The 22,265-nt window shown below is 34.0% G+C and carries 16 protein-coding genes; 8 read left to right on the top strand and 8 right to left on the bottom strand.

The window, feature by feature from the left end; all coding sequences use genetic code 11:
- Positions 1-25 precede the first annotated feature (25 nt).
- The 5 genes from Q3C15_RS02080 to Q3C15_RS02060 all read left to right on the top strand — a co-directional run bounded on the left by Q3C15_RS02080 (position 26) and on the right by Q3C15_RS02060 (position 4,951).
- Positions 26-679, top strand: coding sequence for a sugar transferase (locus Q3C15_RS02080; RefSeq protein ID WP_302703800.1), 654 nt, complete (start codon positions 26-28; stop codon positions 677-679).
- A gap of 17 nt (positions 680-696) precedes the next feature.
- Entirely contained in the window at positions 697-1,635 is a 939-nt protein-coding gene (locus tag Q3C15_RS02075) for a glycosyltransferase family 2 protein (protein WP_302703798.1), read from the top strand.
- A 23-nt stretch (positions 1,636-1,658) separates the two neighbouring features.
- Positions 1,659-2,597 carry a hypothetical protein gene (locus Q3C15_RS02070; protein WP_302703797.1) on the top strand — a complete coding sequence of 313 codons (939 nt, stop codon included), beginning with the start codon at positions 1,659-1,661 and terminating at the stop codon, positions 2,595-2,597.
- A 271-nt stretch (positions 2,598-2,868) separates the two neighbouring features.
- Positions 2,869-3,927, top strand: a complete 1,059-nt coding sequence (locus Q3C15_RS02065) for a hypothetical protein (protein ID WP_302703796.1) — start codon at positions 2,869-2,871, stop codon at positions 3,925-3,927.
- Positions 3,917-4,951: a glycosyltransferase gene (locus Q3C15_RS02060; RefSeq protein WP_302703794.1), complete on the top strand. Its 1,035-nt coding sequence runs from the start codon at positions 3,917-3,919 to the stop codon at positions 4,949-4,951. The genes Q3C15_RS02065 and Q3C15_RS02060 overlap by 11 nt, the downstream gene beginning before the upstream one ends.
- A gap of 52 nt (positions 4,952-5,003) precedes the next feature.
- Here the strand turns inward: Q3C15_RS02060 and Q3C15_RS02055 are convergent, their stop codons facing one another.
- On the bottom strand, positions 5,004-7,655 hold the full coding sequence (locus Q3C15_RS02055) for a YfhO family protein (protein WP_302703792.1): 2,652 nt from the start codon (positions 7,653-7,655) through the stop codon (positions 5,004-5,006).
- Between the two features lie 132 nt (positions 7,656-7,787).
- Between Q3C15_RS02055 and Q3C15_RS02050 the strand changes: the two genes are divergently transcribed.
- Complete coding sequence (locus Q3C15_RS02050) at positions 7,788-8,708, top strand: beta-1,6-N-acetylglucosaminyltransferase (RefSeq protein WP_302703790.1); 921 nt, start codon at positions 7,788-7,790, stop codon at positions 8,706-8,708.
- Between the two features lie 110 nt (positions 8,709-8,818).
- Here Q3C15_RS02050 and Q3C15_RS02045 read toward each other — a convergent pair whose 3' ends face one another.
- Together Q3C15_RS02045 and tyrS are read right to left on the bottom strand one after the other, a co-directional pair.
- The gene (locus Q3C15_RS02045; protein ID WP_302703789.1) at positions 8,819-11,752 is read right to left on the bottom strand and encodes a GH25 family lysozyme; all 2,934 of its coding nucleotides are present in this window, start codon (positions 11,750-11,752) and stop codon (positions 8,819-8,821) included.
- Positions 11,753-12,154: 402 nt separating this feature from the next.
- Positions 12,155-13,408, bottom strand: coding sequence for a tyrosine--tRNA ligase (gene tyrS, locus Q3C15_RS02040; protein WP_283579741.1), 1,254 nt, complete (start codon positions 13,406-13,408; stop codon positions 12,155-12,157).
- A gap of 348 nt (positions 13,409-13,756) precedes the next feature.
- On the opposite strand from tyrS, the gene Q3C15_RS02035 reads away from it, so the two are divergent.
- Complete coding sequence (locus Q3C15_RS02035; protein WP_057827108.1) at positions 13,757-14,107, top strand: YlbF family regulator; 351 nt, start codon at positions 13,757-13,759, stop codon at positions 14,105-14,107.
- 161 nt (positions 14,108-14,268) lie between these two features.
- Here the strand turns inward: Q3C15_RS02035 and Q3C15_RS02030 are convergent, their stop codons facing one another.
- From Q3C15_RS02030 to Q3C15_RS02010, 5 genes are all read right to left on the bottom strand, one after another.
- A complete protein-coding gene (locus Q3C15_RS02030; RefSeq protein WP_302703785.1) occupies positions 14,269-15,945 on the bottom strand; it encodes an AIPR family protein in 1,677 nt (558 codons plus the stop codon).
- Complete coding sequence (locus Q3C15_RS02025) at positions 15,929-16,945, bottom strand: FRG domain-containing protein (RefSeq protein WP_302703784.1); 1,017 nt, start codon at positions 16,943-16,945, stop codon at positions 15,929-15,931. Before Q3C15_RS02025 ends, Q3C15_RS02030 begins: the two co-directional genes overlap by 17 nt.
- A 435-nt stretch (positions 16,946-17,380) precedes the next feature.
- On the bottom strand, positions 17,381-18,778 hold the full coding sequence (locus Q3C15_RS02020; protein WP_302703782.1) for an RNA-binding domain-containing protein: 1,398 nt from the start codon (positions 18,776-18,778) through the stop codon (positions 17,381-17,383).
- 345 nt (positions 18,779-19,123) lie between these two features.
- Positions 19,124-19,372 (bottom strand): hypothetical protein, encoded by a 249-nt coding sequence (locus Q3C15_RS02015; RefSeq protein WP_302703780.1) that lies wholly within the window; start codon positions 19,370-19,372, stop codon positions 19,124-19,126.
- 68 nt (positions 19,373-19,440) lie between these two features.
- On the bottom strand, positions 19,441-21,654 hold the full coding sequence (locus tag Q3C15_RS02010; RefSeq protein WP_283600980.1) for an SEC10/PgrA surface exclusion domain-containing protein: 2,214 nt from the start codon (positions 21,652-21,654) through the stop codon (positions 19,441-19,443).
- 251 nt (positions 21,655-21,905) lie between these two features.
- Here Q3C15_RS02010 and Q3C15_RS02005 point away from each other — a divergent pair, with 251 nt between their 5' ends.
- Positions 21,906-22,223: a helix-turn-helix domain-containing protein gene (locus Q3C15_RS02005; RefSeq protein WP_283600981.1), complete on the top strand. Its 318-nt coding sequence runs from the start codon at positions 21,906-21,908 to the stop codon at positions 22,221-22,223.
- The last annotated feature ends 42 nt before the right edge of the window (positions 22,224-22,265 follow it).

The following is a 22,265-nucleotide window of genomic DNA, read 5'->3' as shown; positions in this document are numbered from 1 at the left end:
CTCATTCGTTTTCCAGGTGTTTTTAATGAGTAAAAATAATAAAATAATCCTTAATAAAGATAAGATTGAAAAGCATCACTTTTACCGTTTTACGAAGCGCCTTTTCGACATCTTAGCGAGCCTAATCGGCTTGGTTATTCTTAGCCCTGTTTTTCTAATCGTTGCAATCGCTATTAAGATTGATGATGGTGGTCCAATTTTCTACAACCAAGAGCGAATTGGAAAAAACGGCAAAGAATTTAAGATGTATAAGTTTCGTTCAATGAAAGTTAATGCAGATCAAGAGCTCGAAAAACTTATTCATAAAAATGAAGTTGACGGTGCAATGTTTAAAATGAAGGACGATCCGCGAATTACTCGGGTAGGAAAGTTCATTCGTAAAACAAGTATTGATGAATTTCCTCAACTTCTAAATGTTTTATTTGGACAAATGAGTATTGTTGGACCCCGGCCACCTTTGCCACGGGAAGTCAAGATGTATACTGATTACGATTGGCAACGTTTATACGTTCGCCCTGGATGTACCGGTCTTTGGCAAGTAACCGTTCGGAATAGTGTTGGATTTCATGAAATGGTAAACATTGACCTTGAATACATTCAGAAACGTGGATTTTGGTTAGATATTAAAATTATGTTCAAAACAATCAAAGTTATTTTTGTTCCAAATTCTGCATACTAGTCGTCGAAGGAGAAATTATGAATTACGTAAGTGTAATTGTTACATTCAATCGCAAAGAACTTCTTAACCAGGCAATTGAAAGTCTATTAAATCAAACCCTTCTTCCTCAAAAAGTTATTGTTATTGATAATAACTCAACTGATGGAACGCAGGAAATGATTACTAAACTATATTCTAATAACAGCTTAGTAAAGTACTGCCACCTTTCGCAAAATAATGGTGGTTCAGCAGGATTTTACGCAGGTCTTCAAGAAGCTCTAAAAGAAGAGAAAGCAGACTGGATTTCACTGTCTGACGATGATGCAATTTATGCTGAAGATTATTTTGAGAAATTAGCCCAGGCACATCTCAATCAGCCTGATATTAAAGTCCTTTCTGGAACGGTTCTAAATGGAAATCACCAAATTGAAACTCTTCATCGTCGAAGAATCAAAAATTGGAATATTCTTTCTGATTATGAAGTCCCAGTTGAAGAATACCAAACGAACTTCTTTTATGATCTCTTTACCTTTGTTGGAGTAGTTATCAGTAAGGAGATTATAAAGCAGGTTGGGCTTCCTCAAAAAGACTTCTTTATTTGGTTTGACGATTCAGAGTATTCATTACGGGTTCATAAACTTACGAAGGTTCTTAACGTATCAGATGCCAAAGTTTATCACAAAGTAAAAGCCAAGTCGGAAAATAATCAATGGTATCCTAATTGGCGGGAATATTACGGTATGCGCAATCGAATTCAAGTAATTAAAAAGTATGGCCATCCGTACCTCTTAACACGCGCTTACTTTATCACTCTTTTGGCAAGGAAACTTATTGGAAATACTGTTAAATCTGAACGTAAAGGTTACCGTCAATTTATGTATCGCCTTTTCTGGGACGGATTTAGAGATGGAATCAAAGATAATCTTGGAAAAAACAATAATTATTTACCCTCAACTAAAATTATCAAAAAGAGGTAATTGAAGGAGGATCACTTATTACTATGAGTTTAAAGTCTACTCTGCAAAAAAAAGTTGATAAATTTTTCCACTTTGCTTTTTGCAGCAAACCAACAACTAAAAAATATCTTTTTGATGACCGGTCGAAAGGTCTCTCGAAATTACTTTTGGTTTTAGCAGGATATAAAAATGCTTTTTGGAATGATGTTTTTGCTCGGGTCCAGAAATTTGTTCCGGACGATTTTGATATTTGTATCATTTCAAGCGGAGTAAATGATCCTGCCCTTCGTAAAATCGCTGAGAAAAATAATTGGTCTTATTTAAGCTGTAAACGGAATAATATCAATTTAACTCAGAATACTGCTATTAGCCTGTTTCCTAAGGCTGAGACGATTGTTAAAATGGACGAAGACATCTTTTTAACTAAAGATTCAATTGCCAATATTACCCGGCACTTTATCCAGTGGAAAAAAGATGCTGAATATGAAGTTGGAGTTGTTTCTCCATTAATTAACGTCAATGGGTATGCTTATTTACGGTTGTTAAAAAAATTCAATGCAGTTACCGCATACGAAAAACAGTTCGGTCGTCCACGATACTATGGTCGTTTTCAACCAATTGAAGAAGATTATCGAGCAGCAGAATTTATGTGGGGCGCAGAACATCATCTTCCAACAATTGACGAAATGAATAAGGCTTGTCTTGAAGATGAAGGAGAATATACGGTGATTCCTGTTCGGTTATCAATTGGATGTTTTGTTATGGATCGAAACTACTGGAAAAAAATGAACGGCTTCCCGGTTCACCGCTTAGCAAGTGATTTTGCCCGTGATGAAGAAACCGTTAATCAAAATGCGACAATTCTTTCTCAAGCAATGTTAATGGACGAAAGCACTGTTGTTGGTCACTTAGGTTTTGGTAATCAAACCCCTAAGATGACTGAATTTTATCACAGTAACCCTGAACTATTTAAACTTAAATAACAAGCTAAAAGAAGTACCAGCGGTTGCAGAGTACTTCTTTTTTATTAAAAAGAAATTCAGTTGTTACATATAGTATAATGGCAATTAGATTTTAATTACTGAGGAGATCAAAATGGATAATTTACTTAGCAAAATAACGGTCGCCAATCTTTTAAAAGGACGCGATCGTTTTGTACAAAAAATTAACGATCGTTTTCCGTCGTTAGCTCAAAATATATACCTAATATGCTTTGGGGTATATCTATTCTCGACATTCATTAAAAGTACCGATATGATCACGTATGTATTTTCACAACGTCAGATTTATCTTTTAGCATTATTCCCGACAATCATTGTTATTTTTAAAATTTTTCTCTTTGATAAAAACTCACCCAATGATCTTTTAATGTTCTCATTACTTGAATGTTTACTGTTTAATCTGGCACACAATGCTGCCAACGTTAACATCTTTTACTTTGGATTCTTTATTTATGGGGCTAAAAACGTTGATTTTAAAAAGATTATTAAAATGTTCCTCTTTATTAATCTTTTTGGAACGGCTTTATCAATGCTCCTTGCATTTACGGGAATCATTCCAAACTACGCTGCCTTACGTTCAACGTATTCACCAGTTCGCCGTTACTCGCTCGGTGCAATTTATCCAACAAACTTGGCAGCCCGGTTCTTTAGTATTTTAATGGCATATGCTGCCCTCAAGAAATTTAAGTTAAGTATTCCAGAGTATATTTCATTCTTTGCAGTGGCCATTTGGACCTATGTTGTCACTGATACCCGGTTAGACCTAATTCTTATCTTATTGCTTATTTTAGCAATTATGTTCTATAAGCCAATTAGTAAACTCTTAAGCAAAATTTCATACAAGGGTGTCGTTTTACTCTGCTTTGCGTACATTGCAATCATCCTTCTACTTGGATTCTTGTATTTAATCATGCCCCATAACCCAATTATTAACTTAGCTAATAATTTATTATCTGGGCGTCTAAATTATGAAGCACATGCGATCAGCCATTATTCAATTAAACCGTTTGGCCAATTTATTTATCAACCAGGAAACGGTGCATTTTACATTGATTCAATTTACTTCCGAATTCCACTGATGTACGGAATTCCAATGATTTTGATCTTCATTGCATTATTAATTGCACTGGTTAAAACCTTACATGTTAAACCTGTTTTCTATCTCGAATTGTGCTTATTAATGTTTATTATTAGCGGTGGAATTGACCAGCATTTCTTTGAAAGTTGTTACAACTTTATTCTACCGGCCTTATTCGCAACTATTCCAAACAAACGTCGCCTTCAATTAGGAAGTGAATTCTATGAAAATTAATTTTATTTGTCCTCCAGCAAGCGGAAATGGCGGAACAGAAACGGTTTTAACAAAAGTATTGAACCACTACGCAGGGAGGTATGATTTAACTCTCACACTGACAAATAAGCCTGAAAATCCGCTTTGGCTTAAACAAATTGATCATCGAGTTAAGGTCGTAATTGCATCCTGTGATCATGGAATTAAGAAGCAACTTTTTTTTGTTAAAACGTTTCTTCAAACATCTAATGACACTAATTTAATTATGATTGGAGCTAATATGATTAAGTTGGCGGCGTTGGTTCGAAAAGTTTTTCGAAAAAAATACCGCATTATTTCATGGATCCACTATTCACTTTTTGAGCAAAATCTTTTTGACCCACATAATATTTTATATGCAGACTACCACCTTGCAATTGCTTCAACCATTAAAAAGCAATTAATCCAAATGGGAGCTGATGAAAACCAAATCAAGTTAATTTTTAATCCGATTGAGCATAATTCCATTCGCAAGGTTGATAATCTCACTGATGAAATTAGTTTTATCGGCCGCATTCAATTACAGAAACAAAAAAATCTTTCGGAACTCTTTAATGGACTAAGCCATGTTCCCGAAACAAAACTCGATATTCTTGGGACAGGAGAAGACGTAGAAGCTGCTAAACAACTTGCTCAGCATTTAAAAATCAATCAGCGAATTAAATGGTACGGGTGGCAAAAAGACCCGTGGGAGCAAATTAGCCAGCATACCCAAGCAATCGTTTTAACCTCTAATTTCGAAGGCTTACCAATGGTCTTCCTTGAAGCAATTTCCAGAGGAATTCCCGTAATTTCTTCAAAATTTGCAGGTTATGATGACGTTGTAATTGAGGGGATAAATGGCTTAAGTTATGAAAAAGGAAACATTGACCAATTAGCTCATAAGATTACTCAAATCAATCAAATTGTTGGTAATCCACAAAAGATTGCTTCATCAATTGAGCAATTCTATACTGAAAATTACTTTAAACGCCTCGACAGTGTATTCAAAGAAATTCTTCAATAGACATAAAAACGGCGGTAAGAGCCAATTGATTGGCTTCTTACCGCCCTCTTTATTACTTTCGTTTTAATTTTCGCTTTGTAATTTCATATCCGCCTAAAATAATCAATGAAATTATACTAATTATCATTCCAATCTTTAATCCATTTACATTGTATTTCAATCTAACTTGGTGTGCTCCTTGCGGAACCTTAATTCCGCTTAGATCACCCAAAATTTTAACCACATGGCCCTTTTGATGATCAATTCGAACGCTCCAATTAGGATCGAATGGAATCGAAAGCCCTAGGTAACCGCCTTTAAACCTTGAATTGGTTTTAAAGGTAATCCAATCACCATCTACTTTAATATCACTAATATTTGAATTAACCGCATATTGATGAAGCTGCTGTAACCGCTGCGGACTTTCAATCGCAACAAATAACTGGAGTGGTTGGTTTAAAAGTTTCCCATTTTGAAGTGTAATGTTGATTTCTTCGCCCTTGTGGAACTTTCCAATATAAAGGACACCGTTTTCGCCATAGCCATTCTTTCCACCATACTCTCCCATATTAACTTTATTAATTAAAAAATTCGTTGGTTTGGGGGCGTTTAAAAACAATGCTCGAGGATGTGCTAAATATAAGTATGCATTCCCGCTAGCCGATGCTCGAACATGATATGAAATATCGTTTGAAACTTCCGATTTCATTGGATAAACATTTTGATTAGAATAAATCCAATTCTGTTTTCCCTCAATACTTGCTAATATCCAATTAAAGTAGTCAAATGGATTACTTTGAGGATTATATTGATAAATATCCGATAAAGTTTTCTTCGATACATTAAAGACTAACGGAAACGCCATTTTATTTTGATAAATTTCAATTCCTGGAAACGCATCTTTTAACTTAATTCCTGGAGTATTTAATCCACGGTTCCAAGTTTGAGTTGAATTTACCTTTTGCGTATCTTTTAATACTTGAGGCGATGCCAACAGATAATACTTAAATCCTAATAAATCATTAATTGCTGCCGTTGAGCCATTATTAAACGTGTTAAATCGATACCAACTATGCTTCTGATAATAACCTAACGCAGAGATATAATCCGTCATTGAAGTTGATTGTTGCGAAATATAAGCCTGTACCCCATTATAGTTATAAGTAAACGGATCGTTAGCTGTTAACTCGGCATTCGAACCGATCCGATAAAAACTAGAATCTTGCTTTTTTAATTGATGAATTGTCCTTGTATAACGACTAACAACATGGGAATAAGCTTGACTTGGCATTCGGCTAAAATGAACTTTATCAATTTGATAATTGTAGCTTCCCATATTAACCAATACAATCAACGCTAAAATTCCATATCCCATCCATTGATTTGAGTGATGACTGACTAAGGGAGCCGAAATAACTACCAATAGTAAACTGCCAATGATTTCGATCATCTCACTTAAGCTAAATTTAGCTCCTGCTTTAGTAGTCATTAATGTTATTAAAAAAACAATTCCGCAAGCAATTCCAACCTTAATCCCTGCTTTAGGTTGATCAAAAATTCCAATTGCTTTATATGCAATGCATATTAACAACAAGGATATTACAAAAGATTCGCGCTGAGGAAAACCATTTGGCATGGTAAATGCATGCCAAATCATATAAAATCCCATAAAGTACGTTGAACAGCCTAAAGAAATTAACAGAACTAAGCTTAAGAGCTTTTCACTTAAATGAATTTGTTTATTCATAAAGAAAAGAACAACTAAAATAATCGTAAACAAGCCGCAAAAAATTAACGGTTCTTGTGGAACGATTGCTGGATTAGTAAAATCGGCAATATTTCCTGTTAATAAAGTATGAAATAACGTATGCGGTTGATATACAGGGTTAAAGGTAAACTTAAATCCTTGCTGATTCACTCCTCGTTGAGCAAGGTAACTTGGAAGAAGCATCACTGCTCCTATTCCAATTGACAGTGCTGTTAGCAGGCCAACCTTAATTCCCTTTTTTAGTAAGTCAATAAAGTCCCTTTGAATAATCATTGAGATTGTCCAAAAAACCATTAAAATAAAAAGGAAAAAGGCTACAATTATTCCAATATACCAGTTAACTAAAATTAATCCCGCCAACGAAATCCAATAAAGCCATGTACTTTTATGCGGACTGTATAAGATTCGATCTAAGCCGAGTAATACTAATGGAAGTAAAACTACTGCATCAATCCACATTACACATAACTGATAATTGGTAATAAACGCACTGAAAGTAAAACTCAAACTCAGTAGTAAGCACCAAAAGATTTTATATTGTCCATTACTTCCATTTTTGTTAAGATAAATCGACTTGTTTAACAGTGTATATGTTGTTAAACCCAACCACCCAACATTAATCAACGTATTTAGCATAAAAAATAATGGGATCGCTGAAGGAGGAAATAGACATGCTAAAAGATTAAACGGATTGCTTAAATAATATGCAAATGCCGCAAAAAAATTGCCTCCTAACCCCAATTGGTATGAATAAAGAAAATTCCGCGGATGCGTAATATTATTTCTAAAATACGTCATTAATGACAAATATTGATTCTTCATGTCATTAACAACCACCGTATTATTTCCAAACGGATATACATGAGTTAAAATCATAATAATTCCTAAAAATAAAATTGGCAGGAAAAAGCTCAGAAGATATCCATTCCAATGTTCCTTCTTTTCTACACGTTTCATGTTTACCACCTAACTATAGAAATCTCTAACCTTTACTAGTATATTAAAAAAAACTTGCCAGATAAAGTTGCTATCTGGCACTAAATATAATAGAATTTCATCTGTGTATAATTTTTAGAAAGGTGTTTAACTTTGAAACATGCATTTTTAATTCTTACATATAAACATTATGATCAATTGAAAGTTCTTTTAAAACTTCTGGATCATAAAGACGCTGATATTTTTATTCATGCGGATAAAACTGACACCGGCTTCAACGAACAAGATTTTAAAAATATTTGCCAATACTCAAAGGTAACAATGATTCCGCGAATCGATGTTGCGTGGGGTGATTATACCCAAGAATTAGCGGAAATGAATCTTATCCAAGCAGCTCTAAATGCTGATGAGCATTATGATTATTTCCATTTCATTTCAGGAATGGATCTTCCAATCAAGTCGATGGATCATATTATGAAGTTCTTCGAAGAACACAATGGCGAAATTTTTGTGGAATGTAATGACGTTCTTAAACTTCGAAGCGAATTTCGGTTTATGTTACGTTATGATGTTTACCACCTCTTCCAAAAACATATCGGAAAAGGAAGAACATTTATTAAAGGCAAACGTTGGTTAAAATACATTGACTTTGGTCAATGTATCCTTCAACATATTTTTGGCGTTTCACGAACCCGAAAAATGGTAAAAAACGGGATTACTATCAAAGGCGGATCCCAATGGTTTAGTATTCCACGTGATTTTGCCGAATACATTAATAACGACCGGGAAAACATTTTAAAATTCTGTCATAACGGATACTGCCTTGATGAAGTTTTCATGGCAACGTGGTTATATAACTCACCATACTATGATCGCATCTACCGTGGTGGCCGCAGTTATGATTCTTCATTACGTCGTTACAAGTGGATCAACTTTGATCCAACAATGGTTACTGTCGATGACATTAAAGAGTACGATAAAGAAGACGATGCCATTTTTGCACGGAAATTTGCAATCGAGGATAATCCGGAAGTTGTCAGATTTCTTCTAAAACGGAATAATAAAGAATTTTAGAAAATAAGGTCTACTTAGGGATGAGCAATTACCCTCCCTTTCTTAATACCAAAAATAAGAGAGACGCTTTTGCGCCTCTCTTATTTTCTTGCATTATTTCCAATCCGAACTTAGTCAACTAATGCCCCAGTATCTTCGTTGAAATAGTATTGCTTACCGTTAATTGTTTGCTTGCCATATTGCATTTGACCTTGACTATTGTAATAACACGTCTTATAACCAATATTCGTTAACCCTTTGGCCATTGCACCAGTTTTCTTATTAAAGTAGTACCAATGACTATTGATATTTTGTTCACCGTATTGCATTTGACCTTGATTATTATAATAACATGTCTTGTAACCGATATTAGTAATGCCCGTTGCTGCTTGATAAGTATGCGGATTGAAGTAGTACCAGTGACCATTAATGTTTTGCTCACCAGACTGGAGAACACCCTTTGCATTAGCATCATAGTATTTACCTGCTTCATTCGTTAATCCAGTAAGCATCGCACCAGTTACATTATCAAAGTAATATGGTTTGCCATCAATTATTTGAAGGCCATACTGCATTTGGCCTTGATTATTATAATAACATGTTTTATAGCCAACATTCGTTAGTCCCTTGGCCATTACACCGGTTTTCTTATCAAAGTAGTACCAATGACCATTAATATTCTGTTCACCATATTGCATTTGACCTTGATTATTATAATAGCATGTCTTATAACCAATATTCTTAATTCCAGTTGCCGCTTGATAAGTGTGCGGATCAAAATAATACCAATGACCGCTAATATTCTGTTCGCCTGTTTGGAGAATTCCTTTATCATTAGCAAAATAATACTTTCCTTTTTCCTCAGCCAAACCTGTAAGCATCGCACCAGTTGCGTCATCAAAATAGTACGGTTTGCCATTGATAATTTGCTTACCGTATTGCATTTGTCCTTGGTTATTGTAATAACACGTCTTATAGCCAATATTCGTTAATCCTTTAGCCATTGCACCTGTCGTCTTATTAAAGTAGTACCAATGACCGTTAATATTTTGCTCGCCATATTGCATTTGACCACTTCGAGGATCAAAATAGCAAATTTTAGACTGACCGTACGGGCTTAAGTTCTGGAAACCAGTTTTCATAACTCCAGTTTTCTTGTCAAACAAGTACCAATGACCACCAAGATTTTGAATTCCATAAACCTTTTGTCCTTGGTTATTAAAGCCATAAATATTATTGTCACCAAATTGGCTTAAGCTATGAACTCCTACAAACATGGCACCAGTTTTTTTATCAAAATAATACGTTTTACCATTAATAATCTGTTTACCATATTGCATCTGACCTTGGTTATTGTAATAACAAGTCTTATAGCCAATATTCGTTAATCCTTTAGCCATTGCACCGGTTACTTTGTCAAAGTAATACCAGTGACCATTAATGTTTTGTTCACCGTATTGCATTTGGCCTTGGCTATTGTAATCAACCGTCTTATAACCAAGGTTAGTAATTCCGGTAACCATCGCACCCGTTGTCTTATTGAAGTAGTACCAATGACCATTAACATTTTGTTCACCGTATTGCATTTGTCCTTGGTTATTATAATAGCATGTCTTATAGCCAATATTCGTAATTCCCTTAGCCATTGCACCGGTTACTTGATTAAAGTAGTACCAATGACCGCCAATGTTTTGTTCACCATAAACCATGTTTCCATTGCCATCGTAATAACATGTTTTGTTCTGTCCAGAAATGTTTACAAAGCCATTTCGAACCATGTTCCCATTTTGATAATAATGCCAGTGACCATTTTCATATTTTTGACCATCAGTTTGCGTATTAAGCGGCAAAACATTAACACTTGAATCGACATTCATTCCCTTCCAGTTATCAGTGTACTGCCACATGATAACTCCATCGGTACTTGGAAAATAATTAAAGTCAGGACCATCTACAGCCGAAGTCGTTGGATATGAAGCAATCCAAATACAATTTCCAAAGCGATTAATAATTGCGCCTAAATTTAAATGTGCTTTCATATAGTAAGCACCAGAATATAACAACGGAATGTATCCGGCATCCTTAATTCGTTGCATAAATTCAATTACTGCATTGGTATTTGCCCCAACATCTCCCCATGCACCTTCTTCATAGTCACATGCCAAGTATGTTCCTTCTGGGAGCCCTACTCGATGTGCAGCATCAATCGCATGACTTGCTTCTGCATCTGCTGCACCAGTATTTCCGCCAAAGGTAGCATAATGATAACCTTGGACCATCATTCCGTGAGATTCAGATGAACTGATTTGACCTGCAGCATTTGGGTTAATATAGCCTGTTCCTTGAGATACCTTAACAATTGAGAATGTTGCCCCAGCGTTTGCGTATTGGGACATATCTGTCCCTTGATAACTTGATACATCGACCCCTAAACTTCGATTTGGAACATAATTCTGTGCAAATGTATTCATATTGTAAATTGTTGCTGTTTCATCCCGCCGAGCTACATTTTGGCTGTCTGATAAAATCTTATCGTTTTCTTTTGCCACAGCAGGAGTGATATTTGTATCTGTTGAAGTTGAGCTTGCATCAGCCTTCTTTGAATTTGAAATTTGTGATGAGCTCAATGATGAAGCTGAACTTGAATTGTTTTCAGCAACACTTACTTTCGATGAAACTGAAGGTGAACTGCTGTTAGCTGGTGTACTTGAGGCTTTGCTGTTCACTAAACTAACATTTGCTTTACTTGAATTTACAGCTGATGTTGCTTCACTCTTTTGAGTTGCAGAACCTGAGCTAACTGCTTCACTATTATTTGAAGTGATCGCTTTGCTTGACTTGCTAGCAAGTTTTACTTGTGATTGTTGCAAGCTACTGCTTGATGTTTGTGATTGTTCCTTTTGTTGAACGCTGTTTTGGCTATTTGAAACTGAACTGACTGAATCAGCAGATACTGAATTTGTCATTCCTGCTTCAAATAGTGTAGCTCCTAAAAAGACGATTGGAGCTACAACCCAATTTTTTCCTGACTTATACATTTTGAATCTTTTTTTTCTTTCTGACATGTTACTCCTCCAAAATTATTAACTATTGCATAGTCTAGCACTGTTTTACTTCATTTAACTGAAAAATACCGATTTTTAAAAAAATAAAAATAATTTTAATCAGTTTCTGTCTTAAACGTTGATACAACAGACCATATCCGTATTGTTTTAATCAATTTTGCTATATAAAGTTTTCAATAAATCAGACTTCAAACTTTATGTTCGTTTATTCTTGAAGTTTGGTTATAAATTAGATATTGTAAAAGAGAATGGTTTGCAATTCATTAGTTTACATTTTACATAAGCCATTCTCTATTTAAATTTATTGTGTATATAAGTCACTATTTACGTGACTTACTAATCGGCTCATCTTTGCCATCGATGAGCCGATTTTGTTTTACAATTCAAGTAATTAAGTTACTCTTACTTAACCTTTGCCAAGAAATACTTCTTCTTTCCGCGCCGGATAACAACATATTTACCGTCAAAAGCAGCGGTTGGATCAAGTTCATATTCAAGGTCTTGAATCCGTTCACCGTTGACCCGGATCGCCCCGTTCTTAACATCTTCCCGGGCTTGCCGCCGTGATGGTTCAATGCCGTTATCAACTAACCAAATTACAAGGTTTTGTTTTTCACGTGAAACTTCAACCGATGGCATTTTGCCAAAGACCTGTTCAACTTGTTCAGCTGTTAATTCTTTGATGTCGCCGCTGAATAAAATTTCAGAGATTTTTTCGGCTTCGTGCATTGCATCTTCACCGTGAACAAAAGTTGTAACTTCACGGGCTAATGCGCGTTGGGCTTCCCGTTTTTCAGGTTGAGTCTTTACCTTTTCAGCCAAGGCATCGATTTCATCATGGCTTAAGAAAGTGAAGTACTTCAAGTATTTCACAACATCGCGGTCATCTTGGTTTAACCAGAATTGGTAGAATTCATATGGTGATGTCTTCTTTGGATCAAGCCATACAGCGCCGCCAGCAGTCTTGCCGAATTTAGTTCCATCAGCCTTCAACATCAATGGAATCGTCAACCCGAAGACTTTTGCATCCTGGCCTTCCTTTTTGTGGATCAAATCAATTCCGGCAGTAATGTTGCCCCATTGATCGGAACCGCCGATTTGTAATTGCACATCGTGATCACGATACAATGTCAAAAAGTCGATCGACTGTAAGATTTGATATGTAAATTCAGTAAATGAAATCCCGTTTTCCAACCGGCTGGCAACAACGTCCTTCCGAATCATGGTATTAACGTTGAATTCTTTCCCATAATCGCGTAAAAAATCCAACAAATTAAATTGTGAAAGCCAATCAAAGTTATTCACAAACGTTACGTGCCCGCTGCCGCCGAAAAGCCGGGTAACTTGTTCCGTCAATGCTTGCACGTTGTGTTCAACTTGTTCCTTGGTTTGTAATTGCCGTTCTGTCTTACGACCGCTTGGATCACCGATCGAACCTGTTCCACCGCCGACTAAAATATATGGGTGGTGGCCGGCCATTTCAAACCGTTTCAACATGATAAACGGAATCAAGTGACCAATGTGCAAACTATCACCGGTTGGATCTGTTCCGCAGTATAATGAAATTTTCTTTTCGTTTAATAATTCGCGTAAGCCTTCTTCATCAGTTTCCTGATTGATTGCGCCGCGCCATTTTAAATCTTCTAAAATGTCCATGTTTGACCTCCATTACCTCGCATCTAAATAAAAAAGTCCCTGGAATTTAATCCAGGGACGAACTCAGTCGTGGTACCACCCAACTTTACACAAATGTGCCTCTTACTGGAAAACGCCAGTCCGGTGCATCACTAAATGAAAGTGTAATTCGATCCTCACCATGGATTAGCTTCCAGCAACCGCTAACTTTCTGAACCAGTGGGTGATGCTCTACTGAATTTCCGATGCTGATATTCTGTTTTTATTAAAGCATGATTTCATTTAACGGTCAACATCGGCAATCGCGATTCTATCAACTATTTTCACATTATGATAGAATTAGATATAAGCTCAAAGGAGGAATTATCCATGACTGTAAATATTTATGATTCAGTAAACCAAGTTGCAAGTGACTTACCACAAACGCAACAATTTATGGCTGTTCAAAACGCATTTGCAGCTTTAAAACAAGACCAAGTTGCATTCAGCATGTACAAAGAATTCAGCGAATTACAAGAAGTTTTGCGCAACGCTCAATTAAACGGTCAACAGCCAAAAGAAGAAGACGTCAAAAAACTTCAAGAATTGGCTAAAAAGATGAACGACATGGACGCCGTTAAGAATTTGATGGCGGCTGAACAATCATTAAACCAATTGTTAAATGACATTAACTCAATCATCATTAAGCCAATCAATGACGTTTATGATTTAAACGACTAATCCATAGGGGCCATGTATTTGAGGTACTGGTAGAGAACATTTCTCTATCAGTATTTTTTTAATAACAAAGTTAAGGTAAAACAAAGGACTGAGCACTGTAATAACATGGCCCAGTCCCAAATTATCTAGTTAACAGGATGTCCAACTTTTAAAATCACTAATTAATTATGAATTACTATATCCTCCGAATGGACAGATGTTTTGACCCCTTCATCTCTTATAATATGGTCATACACACTTTCTGTAGTTTTAAAATCATTTGAATCTAGTTGTTCTTTTTCTTTAAAGAAATCATCAAACGATTCATAAATTGAATTAATTATTTCTATGAGATCATCTTCCTTATCATCTGCTATTTTCCAACCGTCATTCTTGTAATTATTCTTCTCTTTTACTTCTGTAAAGTTACCTAATAATGCGTTTGTTAAAATACTTAGTACCAAATATTTTCCATATTTTATAAACGATTCGGCATGCTTACTCTTTCCAATCTTTTCTCCCAACTTTTCTTTCCAAAAAGATTTATCATTTATAATCTTCCAAATCGAAAACGCCAAGTTTATAGGTTTAAATTTGTCGAATATAATACTTGGTTCGTCACTGTCTATCTTAAATATCTTTTCTTCTAAATCGTTATTTTCATCTAGCTTTAAAATACTTGCCGGCCTTGATCGTGCTTTCCCAGGATCCTTTTCTATCACAGCAACAGCCTTCTGCGCGAAACTTTTAAGAAAGTAGTGATGACTTATTGGAGATGCAGTAGTATCACCTCTTTTTACAATAGAAAAAGCATACTTATTATTTTCATCGCTTTCTCCATATTCATCATTAAGGGCGATTACAAAGTTTGAAAGCATTGCAATATCCTCATTATTGATTGGCTTTTGCTGATTTAAAGCAACTGTAACATCGTTAATTTCATTTTGGAGTGTATCAATTTTATCTCCCGTCAAAGTGTATACCCTCAATAACACGCATGCCTTGTTATATTTTTCATTCAACACCTTAGAAACCGCTGTTATTGTCTGTGCGCCGTTAATAACCGACACTGGTTCATTCGGATCTAAGGTTATTTCCATTGACTGAGTATTTACTTTTAACTTTTTTCTATCCTTTATGTATAAACTAATTCCATTGTTTTTAAAGAAAAACATCTGTGGTTCTTCCTTATATGTTTTTTGGATTGACTCTTCGACTCTTTTTCCAGGTGTACCTTCAACTTCATAACGTACATTTTTATCAAACAATCCATTTCCTAAGTTTCCATACAATTTTTTTACAATCTCATTTATACTTACAATAAAATTATAATTATACAGTCTTATATCTTCTCCATTGTCCCCTTTAACGTTAACTTTAACACTATTTTCTATCGAATTAAATATGTCCCTTACGGGGATAGATACAACTTTCTTATCTGTACTTGTTAAAGCATAATTTGTAAATTCTATATTTCTTTTATAAAATTTAGTTTTCTCTCTCAATTTTTCTAACAATTCATTTCTCAAGCCTTCAACTTCTTCATCTGGCATAAAATTTTCAAATGAATTTTCTATTTCAAAAAACAAAATCAAATCATCAGGTCGTTGAACAAAATTTCTACATTTCTCATAAATTTTCTCTTTAGTCTTTTTATTATCAAGAAAATTATTTCTGAAAAACACCACTAACGATTCATCTTGTTCCATGCAATAAGCTTCGCTTTCCTCAAAAGCTTTTTCTATTTCGTCTTTTAAATCATCAGAATCATTTTCGTACAAAACATCTAGATTATATAGCATACTAACTATCGAGTCTGTATCTCGATCACGCTTATCTTGTTTATTTTTTTTCACCATTCTCACCTAACATATAATTATTTCTTTTTGATAGTTCTTCTAATTCTTTTTCTTTTTCTCCAACAAATTCCTCTAATTCTTTCTTGCTTTTCACATTAGTTAATTTTAACAACTTCAAAAAGCCTTTATATTCGTTTAATTTTTTTAGAATTTTTTCTTCTAATGCTTCATCCCTTCCCTGCTCCTTTCTTTCCAAAAATAAATCTCTAAGCTCTATATACAGAGTACGAAAATACATTGAAAGATTATCCTTTGTGTTGTCTATGTTTGAAATACATAAATGGTTTTTGGATCTTTCTTTCATTATATCGACAAAATTTTCAGGTTCAGGATAAATTCTGGAATCGTTTATTCCAAAAATATTATTTAAATCGTTTAAAATGTCTTTTTTGTTTTTTTTCTTAATCGTATATACCTTAGTTATTCTCTTAGAAATTGGGACAAATTCGTTTCCAGGAAATAATATAAATCCCCCCTTTTGGGCTTGTATACGATTATTCAAACTTGAATAATCAATAAATCGCTGATTAAATGAATTATATGACTGCATACCACTACTGCTTATTGCATTTTTATATAAATTACTAATATCTTCATCTGTAATTAAATCTAAAGATTTAATTGCAAAAATAAAAAAACGAGCATCTTGCCTATTATTGTCATCCTTAACAGCAAAATATAAAGCAATTAATGGATCAAAAGTAATGTCCAATAATCGCGTTGGGTATCCGTAATGCTGGGCATCTACCGCTCTTAATATAAGATTCTCTTTATCAGATAAATTTCTTGCTTTAATTTCATTTAAAATATTTCGTTCAAAATTTGCATTTTTCTTTAAATAATCTTCCCTAAATATTCCAGGCATACAGGAAGTCCGATAAAAATTTTGACTTTCTCCTCTATATGCAAATACATAGCTTGGATCTTGATATCGAAATTCTTCTGTTGCTTTTTTTATTTTCTTTATAAAATTTGACACTGATACTATTTTTTCTTCCATAATCCTACCCCATTTTCATCATAAAAAGCCAAGACCTGAATGTAAATTACACATATTAGACTACACAAAAAGCCCTTATCAAAGAGCTTTTCATTCATATATCTCTATTTATATTAGTCTAACACCAATTTTTAGTCAAAAATTCTTAAAAGTAATTGATATAATCACTTTTTTAAGGCCTGCAACTATTCGTATTCAACCATATCAAAATAAATTGATGCTTATAGGGGCTATGTTTATTTTTTCCTTGGCATAAACTTGGCATAAAACGTAATTTAAACTTTTACGTATATTTTGTAAGGGCCTCTATAACTTTATTTTTTAATGCTTAATTTTTGGCATAAATTTGGCATAAAAAATCCTAACCGATCAGACAGATACAGTTAGGTTTTTAAAAATTAAATTTCTATTCTAATTAAGAGATATCATATTATGTTAATTATCATTTTTATTGGCAATTTCATAAAATTGATTTGGATCTGTTGCACTGGTTCTTCTTAATTTTAAAAATCCTTTTGCTACTAGTCCCTTTGATATGATTTGTGCATTACGTCTACTAATTTTTAACCGATCAACAATGTCTTTAATTTTTACTTTCTTATTATTCTTTACATATTCTAATAGTTTTATTTCATTATCTGTTAAACTTTCTTCAGCTGTTATAGGAATAGTAACAATGAACTCATCCATATTTTGTATTTTAACTTCACTATTGTACATCTTTTTTGTGTATTCAAATATTTTTCCAATACCTGATCCTAAATGTTCAACAAGTCCTAGAAGCATAAATACATGTGTGATATTAGGATTTTTAGGATACGGTGCAATATCCGGACTAGTAATCATTCCCGGATGAATAGGCTTATTAACATTTTTAACAACTATTTTATTCGGTTCAATAGATAAAGTAGCAATTCCAGGATTGCTATATTCCCTATGAACCAACATATTAACAACAATTTCTCTAAACAGCACATTCCTAATGTTTATTCTAACATCGTTTTCTAGATAAAATTTATCAGAAATATGATTTCGAACAAAATTCATTATCTTATCATATGCCTCTATCAAGTTACACCGAACTATCTCCCTATCAGTATATCTTTCATTACCCTTTCTTTCCCAAAGATCAATACAATAATATGGTATTATAGAGTTTATTGTACTGCTCTTTCCAAAAAGAAGAACACTCGCTAACGTGTATCCTTCCTCGTTTGTACTATAATCTTTCTTATGCAGTGACAAACTCTTCATAAATTCTTTAACACTTAAACCTTCAAATTTATTTTCACCTGACCTTTTCTTAAACTGATCTTTAAATTTTTCTATTGTATGGATATCAAAATCCTCTTCTGATATGTATGGATATATTCTATTCTCTGTATAATCTTGCTGTTTTCTTTGATACAGCTCAGCAACACTATTTGTGTTATCTGTTATATCAATATCAGCATCTTCGTTTCGATCATAAATTCTATTACCATTAAGCCTATGAACAGAACTATCATTAGAGACTTGAATATAGAGTACTTTTTCCCCTTGAATATCCATCTCTTCTATACTCAGATACATTGGAGGAGTAATTTTATTATTGTTATTCATAACTGTAACAAAATTTTTCTTCATCTGCTCAATTTTATCAGGATTAACCCCTTTGATATTTCCATCATCATCAACACCTAAAAAAATTATTCCCCCTTCTCTATTAGCAAAAGAACAAACCGTCGGATAAATCTCTTTAGGCACCTCCTCTTTAGCCTCTTTGTATTCTATTGTTTCATTCTCATGTTTTCCTTTTAAAGCATCAAGTATTCTATTATTACTTTTATTCATAAATTCTCACCTTAATAATTATCACTAATAATAACTTATACTAGTCTGTACTAGCTTGTACTAGTTTATACTAGTTTGTACTAGTTTGTACTAGCTTGTACTAGCTTGTACTAGCCTGTACTAGCTTGTACTAGCCTGTACTAGCTTGTACTAGCTTGTACTAGCCTGTACTAGCTTGTACTAGCTTATACTAGTTTGTACTAGTTTGTACTAGTTTGTACTAGTTAAATTTCATCATTCTAAAATTAATAATAAATTAAATTCCTTTGTTTGCATTATATCATTTTTTCCTTATTAATTTTTCTAACGCATAAAAAAGGCAGAGTATTAACTCTGCCTCTTATTTTATTTAACACCAACTGTGAATGGATAAGGAGGTTTTTCCTTTTCACATTGTTCCCAACCTGTTTTTATAGCACACAGTACTCGCCAAGCAAAATTATCATCAACTGTAGGATCAACATAATGATTGCCTGCAGCAAAAGAGGATAATCTAAATAACAAGCCATCCATTGAAGGCCTTGGGCCAGATAACAATTCAATATCGCCATTTTGAAATACACAAACCCAATTATTTTTTATTATCATCACCATTTTATAACATTGACTTTACTTGATCAACTATTAAGGTTTTTACATTATACATTATCAACTTACTCCTATTAGTTACGCCGCTTCTTGCCTGCTAAACCTAACGTAGCTAATACACCTGCCATTGCTAATGAGATTTCTCCCCAAACAGTTGCGTTTGAGTTTTCATCACCCATTTGTGGTAATGCATTCTTATTAGCTTCTTTCTTAACACTGCTTTGTGGTGCTTCACTTGTAAAGTGAATTGTGTCTGCATGAACAGTATTATTTTCTTCTACTGATGAGCTCTTAGCAGGTGTTACTGTTGTTGTAAGATATGCTGATTGCTTCTTACTGCTTGATACTGCTGATGTTGTAGCACTTGTAGAAGCCTTTTGGGGTGCTTCTGAGGTGTTCTTTGATGAACTTAATACTACTTTATTACCCATGCTTGCAGTTGTGGTTGGGTGTTCGTTCTTTACCCATTGAACTGATGTTGTTGTCGTTTCCTTTTCATCATTTTCAAGCACTTGCTTAAGTTCATTCAACTTATTCAAAGCATCAAGATAGTTTTGTTGTGCTTTAGCAACTTCATCATTTGAAGCATTAGCTTTACTTTGAGCTTCATTCAATTCCTTAACTGCATTATTGTAGTTAGCTTGAGCTTCTTCTAATTGTTGTTGAGCTTTAGCAACTTCTGCTGGTGAAATTGAGTTCAACTTATCTTGGTCAGCTTTTAATTGAGCTTCATCTTTTGCTAACTTAGCTTGTTGTTGCTTAAGTGTTGCTTGGTCGTTAGCTAATTTAGCTTGATCATCTTCAAGTTGTTTTTGTAAGCCTGCAGGTGTATCTGCTTCTAATTGAGCTTTATCTGCATTAACTTGGTTAGTTAAGTCAGAAACAGTTTGCTTATCTGCATTAACTGTATTTTGTAATTGGCTTGCTTGATTACGTAAAGCTGCAACATCTGGAGCTGCTTGAGTTTGCATATATGGATCACTGTTATTAGAATTATCACTACGATCGCGAGCAGTAATAATTGTCATAAATGGATCATTCATATTTGTCGAAGCAATTCCAATATATGCGTTGTATAGTAATTCTTGTGCGTGGCCATAATCATTTGAACTATCGTTAAATAAATCAATTAAAATTGAATTATAAAGTTGTTTCTTTAAGTCATTCATTGTGCAATTATCTACAGTAACTGAACCATTATCATCTAAGCTTAAAGGAGTTGTTGTTGTATGAGCATACATAAATTCATCATTATCATCATATTTCGGAGCAATATTCTGATAAAAGTCATTATTAACATTACTATCATCATTTTGCATATAATCAGTATAACCATTTTGACTCATATAATCTGCTTGATCTTGAGCTGCATTAATTGCAATTTGAGATGCATTCATATGAGTAGCTAATACTTTACTTGATGGATCATATTGTGATAATTCATCTTTGTATTCATTAATAACTTGAGCTGCAAACTTAGATAATTCCATCTTTTGGTCATTTGTTAAATTACGAGGATCTACGTGGTAATTATCTGCATCAGTTGGCTTAAACTCATTAATAGCTTGTTGATATGCAGTTAAGTTATCATTAAAGTCATTTGCAGTTAATGATGATGTATCGCCCGAAACAATTGCCTTAGCAATATCACTTGGAATTTGAACTGCTGCAGGGACATCTGCTTGTTCAATTTGCTTATTTACATCATTTAACTTACCTTGGTCGTTATTTAATGTATTTTGAGCATCTGATAACTTACTTTGGTCATCATTCAACTTTTGTTGATCTTGTTGAGCTTTTTGGCCCGCATTAGCAACTGCTTGCTTATCTTGATCAACCTTAGTTTGGTCTTGTTGAATTGATGATTGAGTATTGCTAATATCTTGCTTATCTTGAGTTACTTGACTTTGGTCTTGAGCAACTTGTTGCTTAATTTCTGAACTTGATACTTTTGAAACTTGGTCCTTAGCGTTATCTAAGGCTTTTTTTGTATCATCAACTTTTGATTGTGCACTTGATACTGCTTGGCTTGTACTACTTGCATTTGCCTTTGCACTATCCAAACTTGATTTAGCACTATCAACTACTTTTTGTTGGCTTGAAATTGCTTGCTTATCTTGAGCAACTTTTTGTTGGTCGGCTTCTTTCGTTGTCGTTGTTGTGATTTTGGTTTCATCACCAACTTGTTGCTTGGTAACTGTTACACTATCAGCATGGACATTTGAAGCCATACCAGTTGCGACGGTTGCAGCACCTAAAGCAAGTGCCGTTAAAGTTTTCTTTTTCATATCGCTAAATAACTCCTTTATATAAAAAGATTTTTTAGTCTACAGTGTCGATTCTATCCCCCCCCATGCGAATTTTGTCAATACTGATATATCAACGTTTAACCGCATTATAAGAGGGTGTATTATCTTAACCAAAAATAATTATAACATTAAATGTGTATTTTATTACATGTTTTTGTTATAAAAAAGAAGCTTTAATTCTCTGTTTAATAACTACATACTCTTGTAATCTGACTTGTAGAGGTATTAGTATGGAACTTAAAAAAATCGGAACTCGAGTCAGAAAAAGACGTAAGGAACTACATATTACAATTGAAAAATTAGCTGAATTATCAAACATTTCTGTAAGTTCTGTTTCACTTTTGGAACGTGGCAAACTGACAGATATTCACTTTAATAATCTGTGCAATATCGCAAATGCACTTAATGTCGATCTATTTTATTTAATTTCTAACGATGATAATCTTAGCTTGGAACTTCGAAAATTAAATAAAGCTATTTGTAAATATTCCAAAGAAAAACAACACGATATTATTCAATCTATTCTATGTTTGCTTGATACAAAATAACTCCAATCAGATTTTCTCTGACTGGAGCTTTTTTTCGCATAT

Origin of the sequence: Ligilactobacillus sp. 110_WCHN (genome assembly GCF_030518115.1) — a bacterium.
GTDB lineage: Bacteria > Bacillota > Bacilli > Lactobacillales > Lactobacillaceae > Ligilactobacillus > Ligilactobacillus aviarius_C.
This window is presented reverse-complemented; position numbering and strand designations above follow the sequence as displayed.

Coding starts and splice junctions, on each gene's coding strand:
- Q3C15_RS02080 (WP_302703800.1), top strand. CDS start 26: ATGAGTAAAAATAATAAAATAATCCTTAATAAAGATAAGATTGAAAAG.
- Q3C15_RS02075 (WP_302703798.1), top strand. CDS start 697: ATGAATTACGTAAGTGTAATTGTTACATTCAATCGCAAAGAACTTCTT.
- Q3C15_RS02070 (WP_302703797.1), top strand. CDS start 1,659: ATGAGTTTAAAGTCTACTCTGCAAAAAAAAGTTGATAAATTTTTCCAC.
- Q3C15_RS02065 (WP_302703796.1), top strand. CDS start 2,869: ATGATCACGTATGTATTTTCACAACGTCAGATTTATCTTTTAGCATTA.
- Q3C15_RS02060 (WP_302703794.1), top strand. CDS start 3,917: ATGAAAATTAATTTTATTTGTCCTCCAGCAAGCGGAAATGGCGGAACA.
- Q3C15_RS02055 (WP_302703792.1), bottom strand. CDS start 7,655: ATGAAACGTGTAGAAAAGAAGGAACATTGGAATGGATATCTTCTGAGC.
- Q3C15_RS02045 (WP_302703789.1), bottom strand. CDS start 11,752: ATGTCAGAAAGAAAAAAAAGATTCAAAATGTATAAGTCAGGAAAAAAT.
- tyrS (WP_283579741.1), bottom strand. CDS start 13,408: ATGGACATTTTAGAAGATTTAAAATGGCGCGGCGCAATCAATCAGGAA.
- Q3C15_RS02035 (WP_057827108.1), top strand. CDS start 13,757: ATGACTGTAAATATTTATGATTCAGTAAACCAAGTTGCAAGTGACTTA.
- Q3C15_RS02030 (WP_302703785.1), bottom strand. CDS start 15,945: ATGGTGAAAAAAAATAAACAAGATAAGCGTGATCGAGATACAGACTCG.
- Q3C15_RS02025 (WP_302703784.1), bottom strand. CDS start 16,945: ATGGAAGAAAAAATAGTATCAGTGTCAAATTTTATAAAGAAAATAAAA.
- Q3C15_RS02020 (WP_302703782.1), bottom strand. CDS start 18,778: ATGAATAAAAGTAATAATAGAATACTTGATGCTTTAAAAGGAAAACAT.
- Q3C15_RS02015 (WP_302703780.1), bottom strand. CDS start 19,372: ATGGTGATGATAATAAAAAATAATTGGGTTTGTGTATTTCAAAATGGC.
- Q3C15_RS02010 (WP_283600980.1), bottom strand. CDS start 21,654: ATGAAAAAGAAAACTTTAACGGCACTTGCTTTAGGTGCTGCAACCGTC.
- Q3C15_RS02005 (WP_283600981.1), top strand. CDS start 21,906: ATGGAACTTAAAAAAATCGGAACTCGAGTCAGAAAAAGACGTAAGGAA.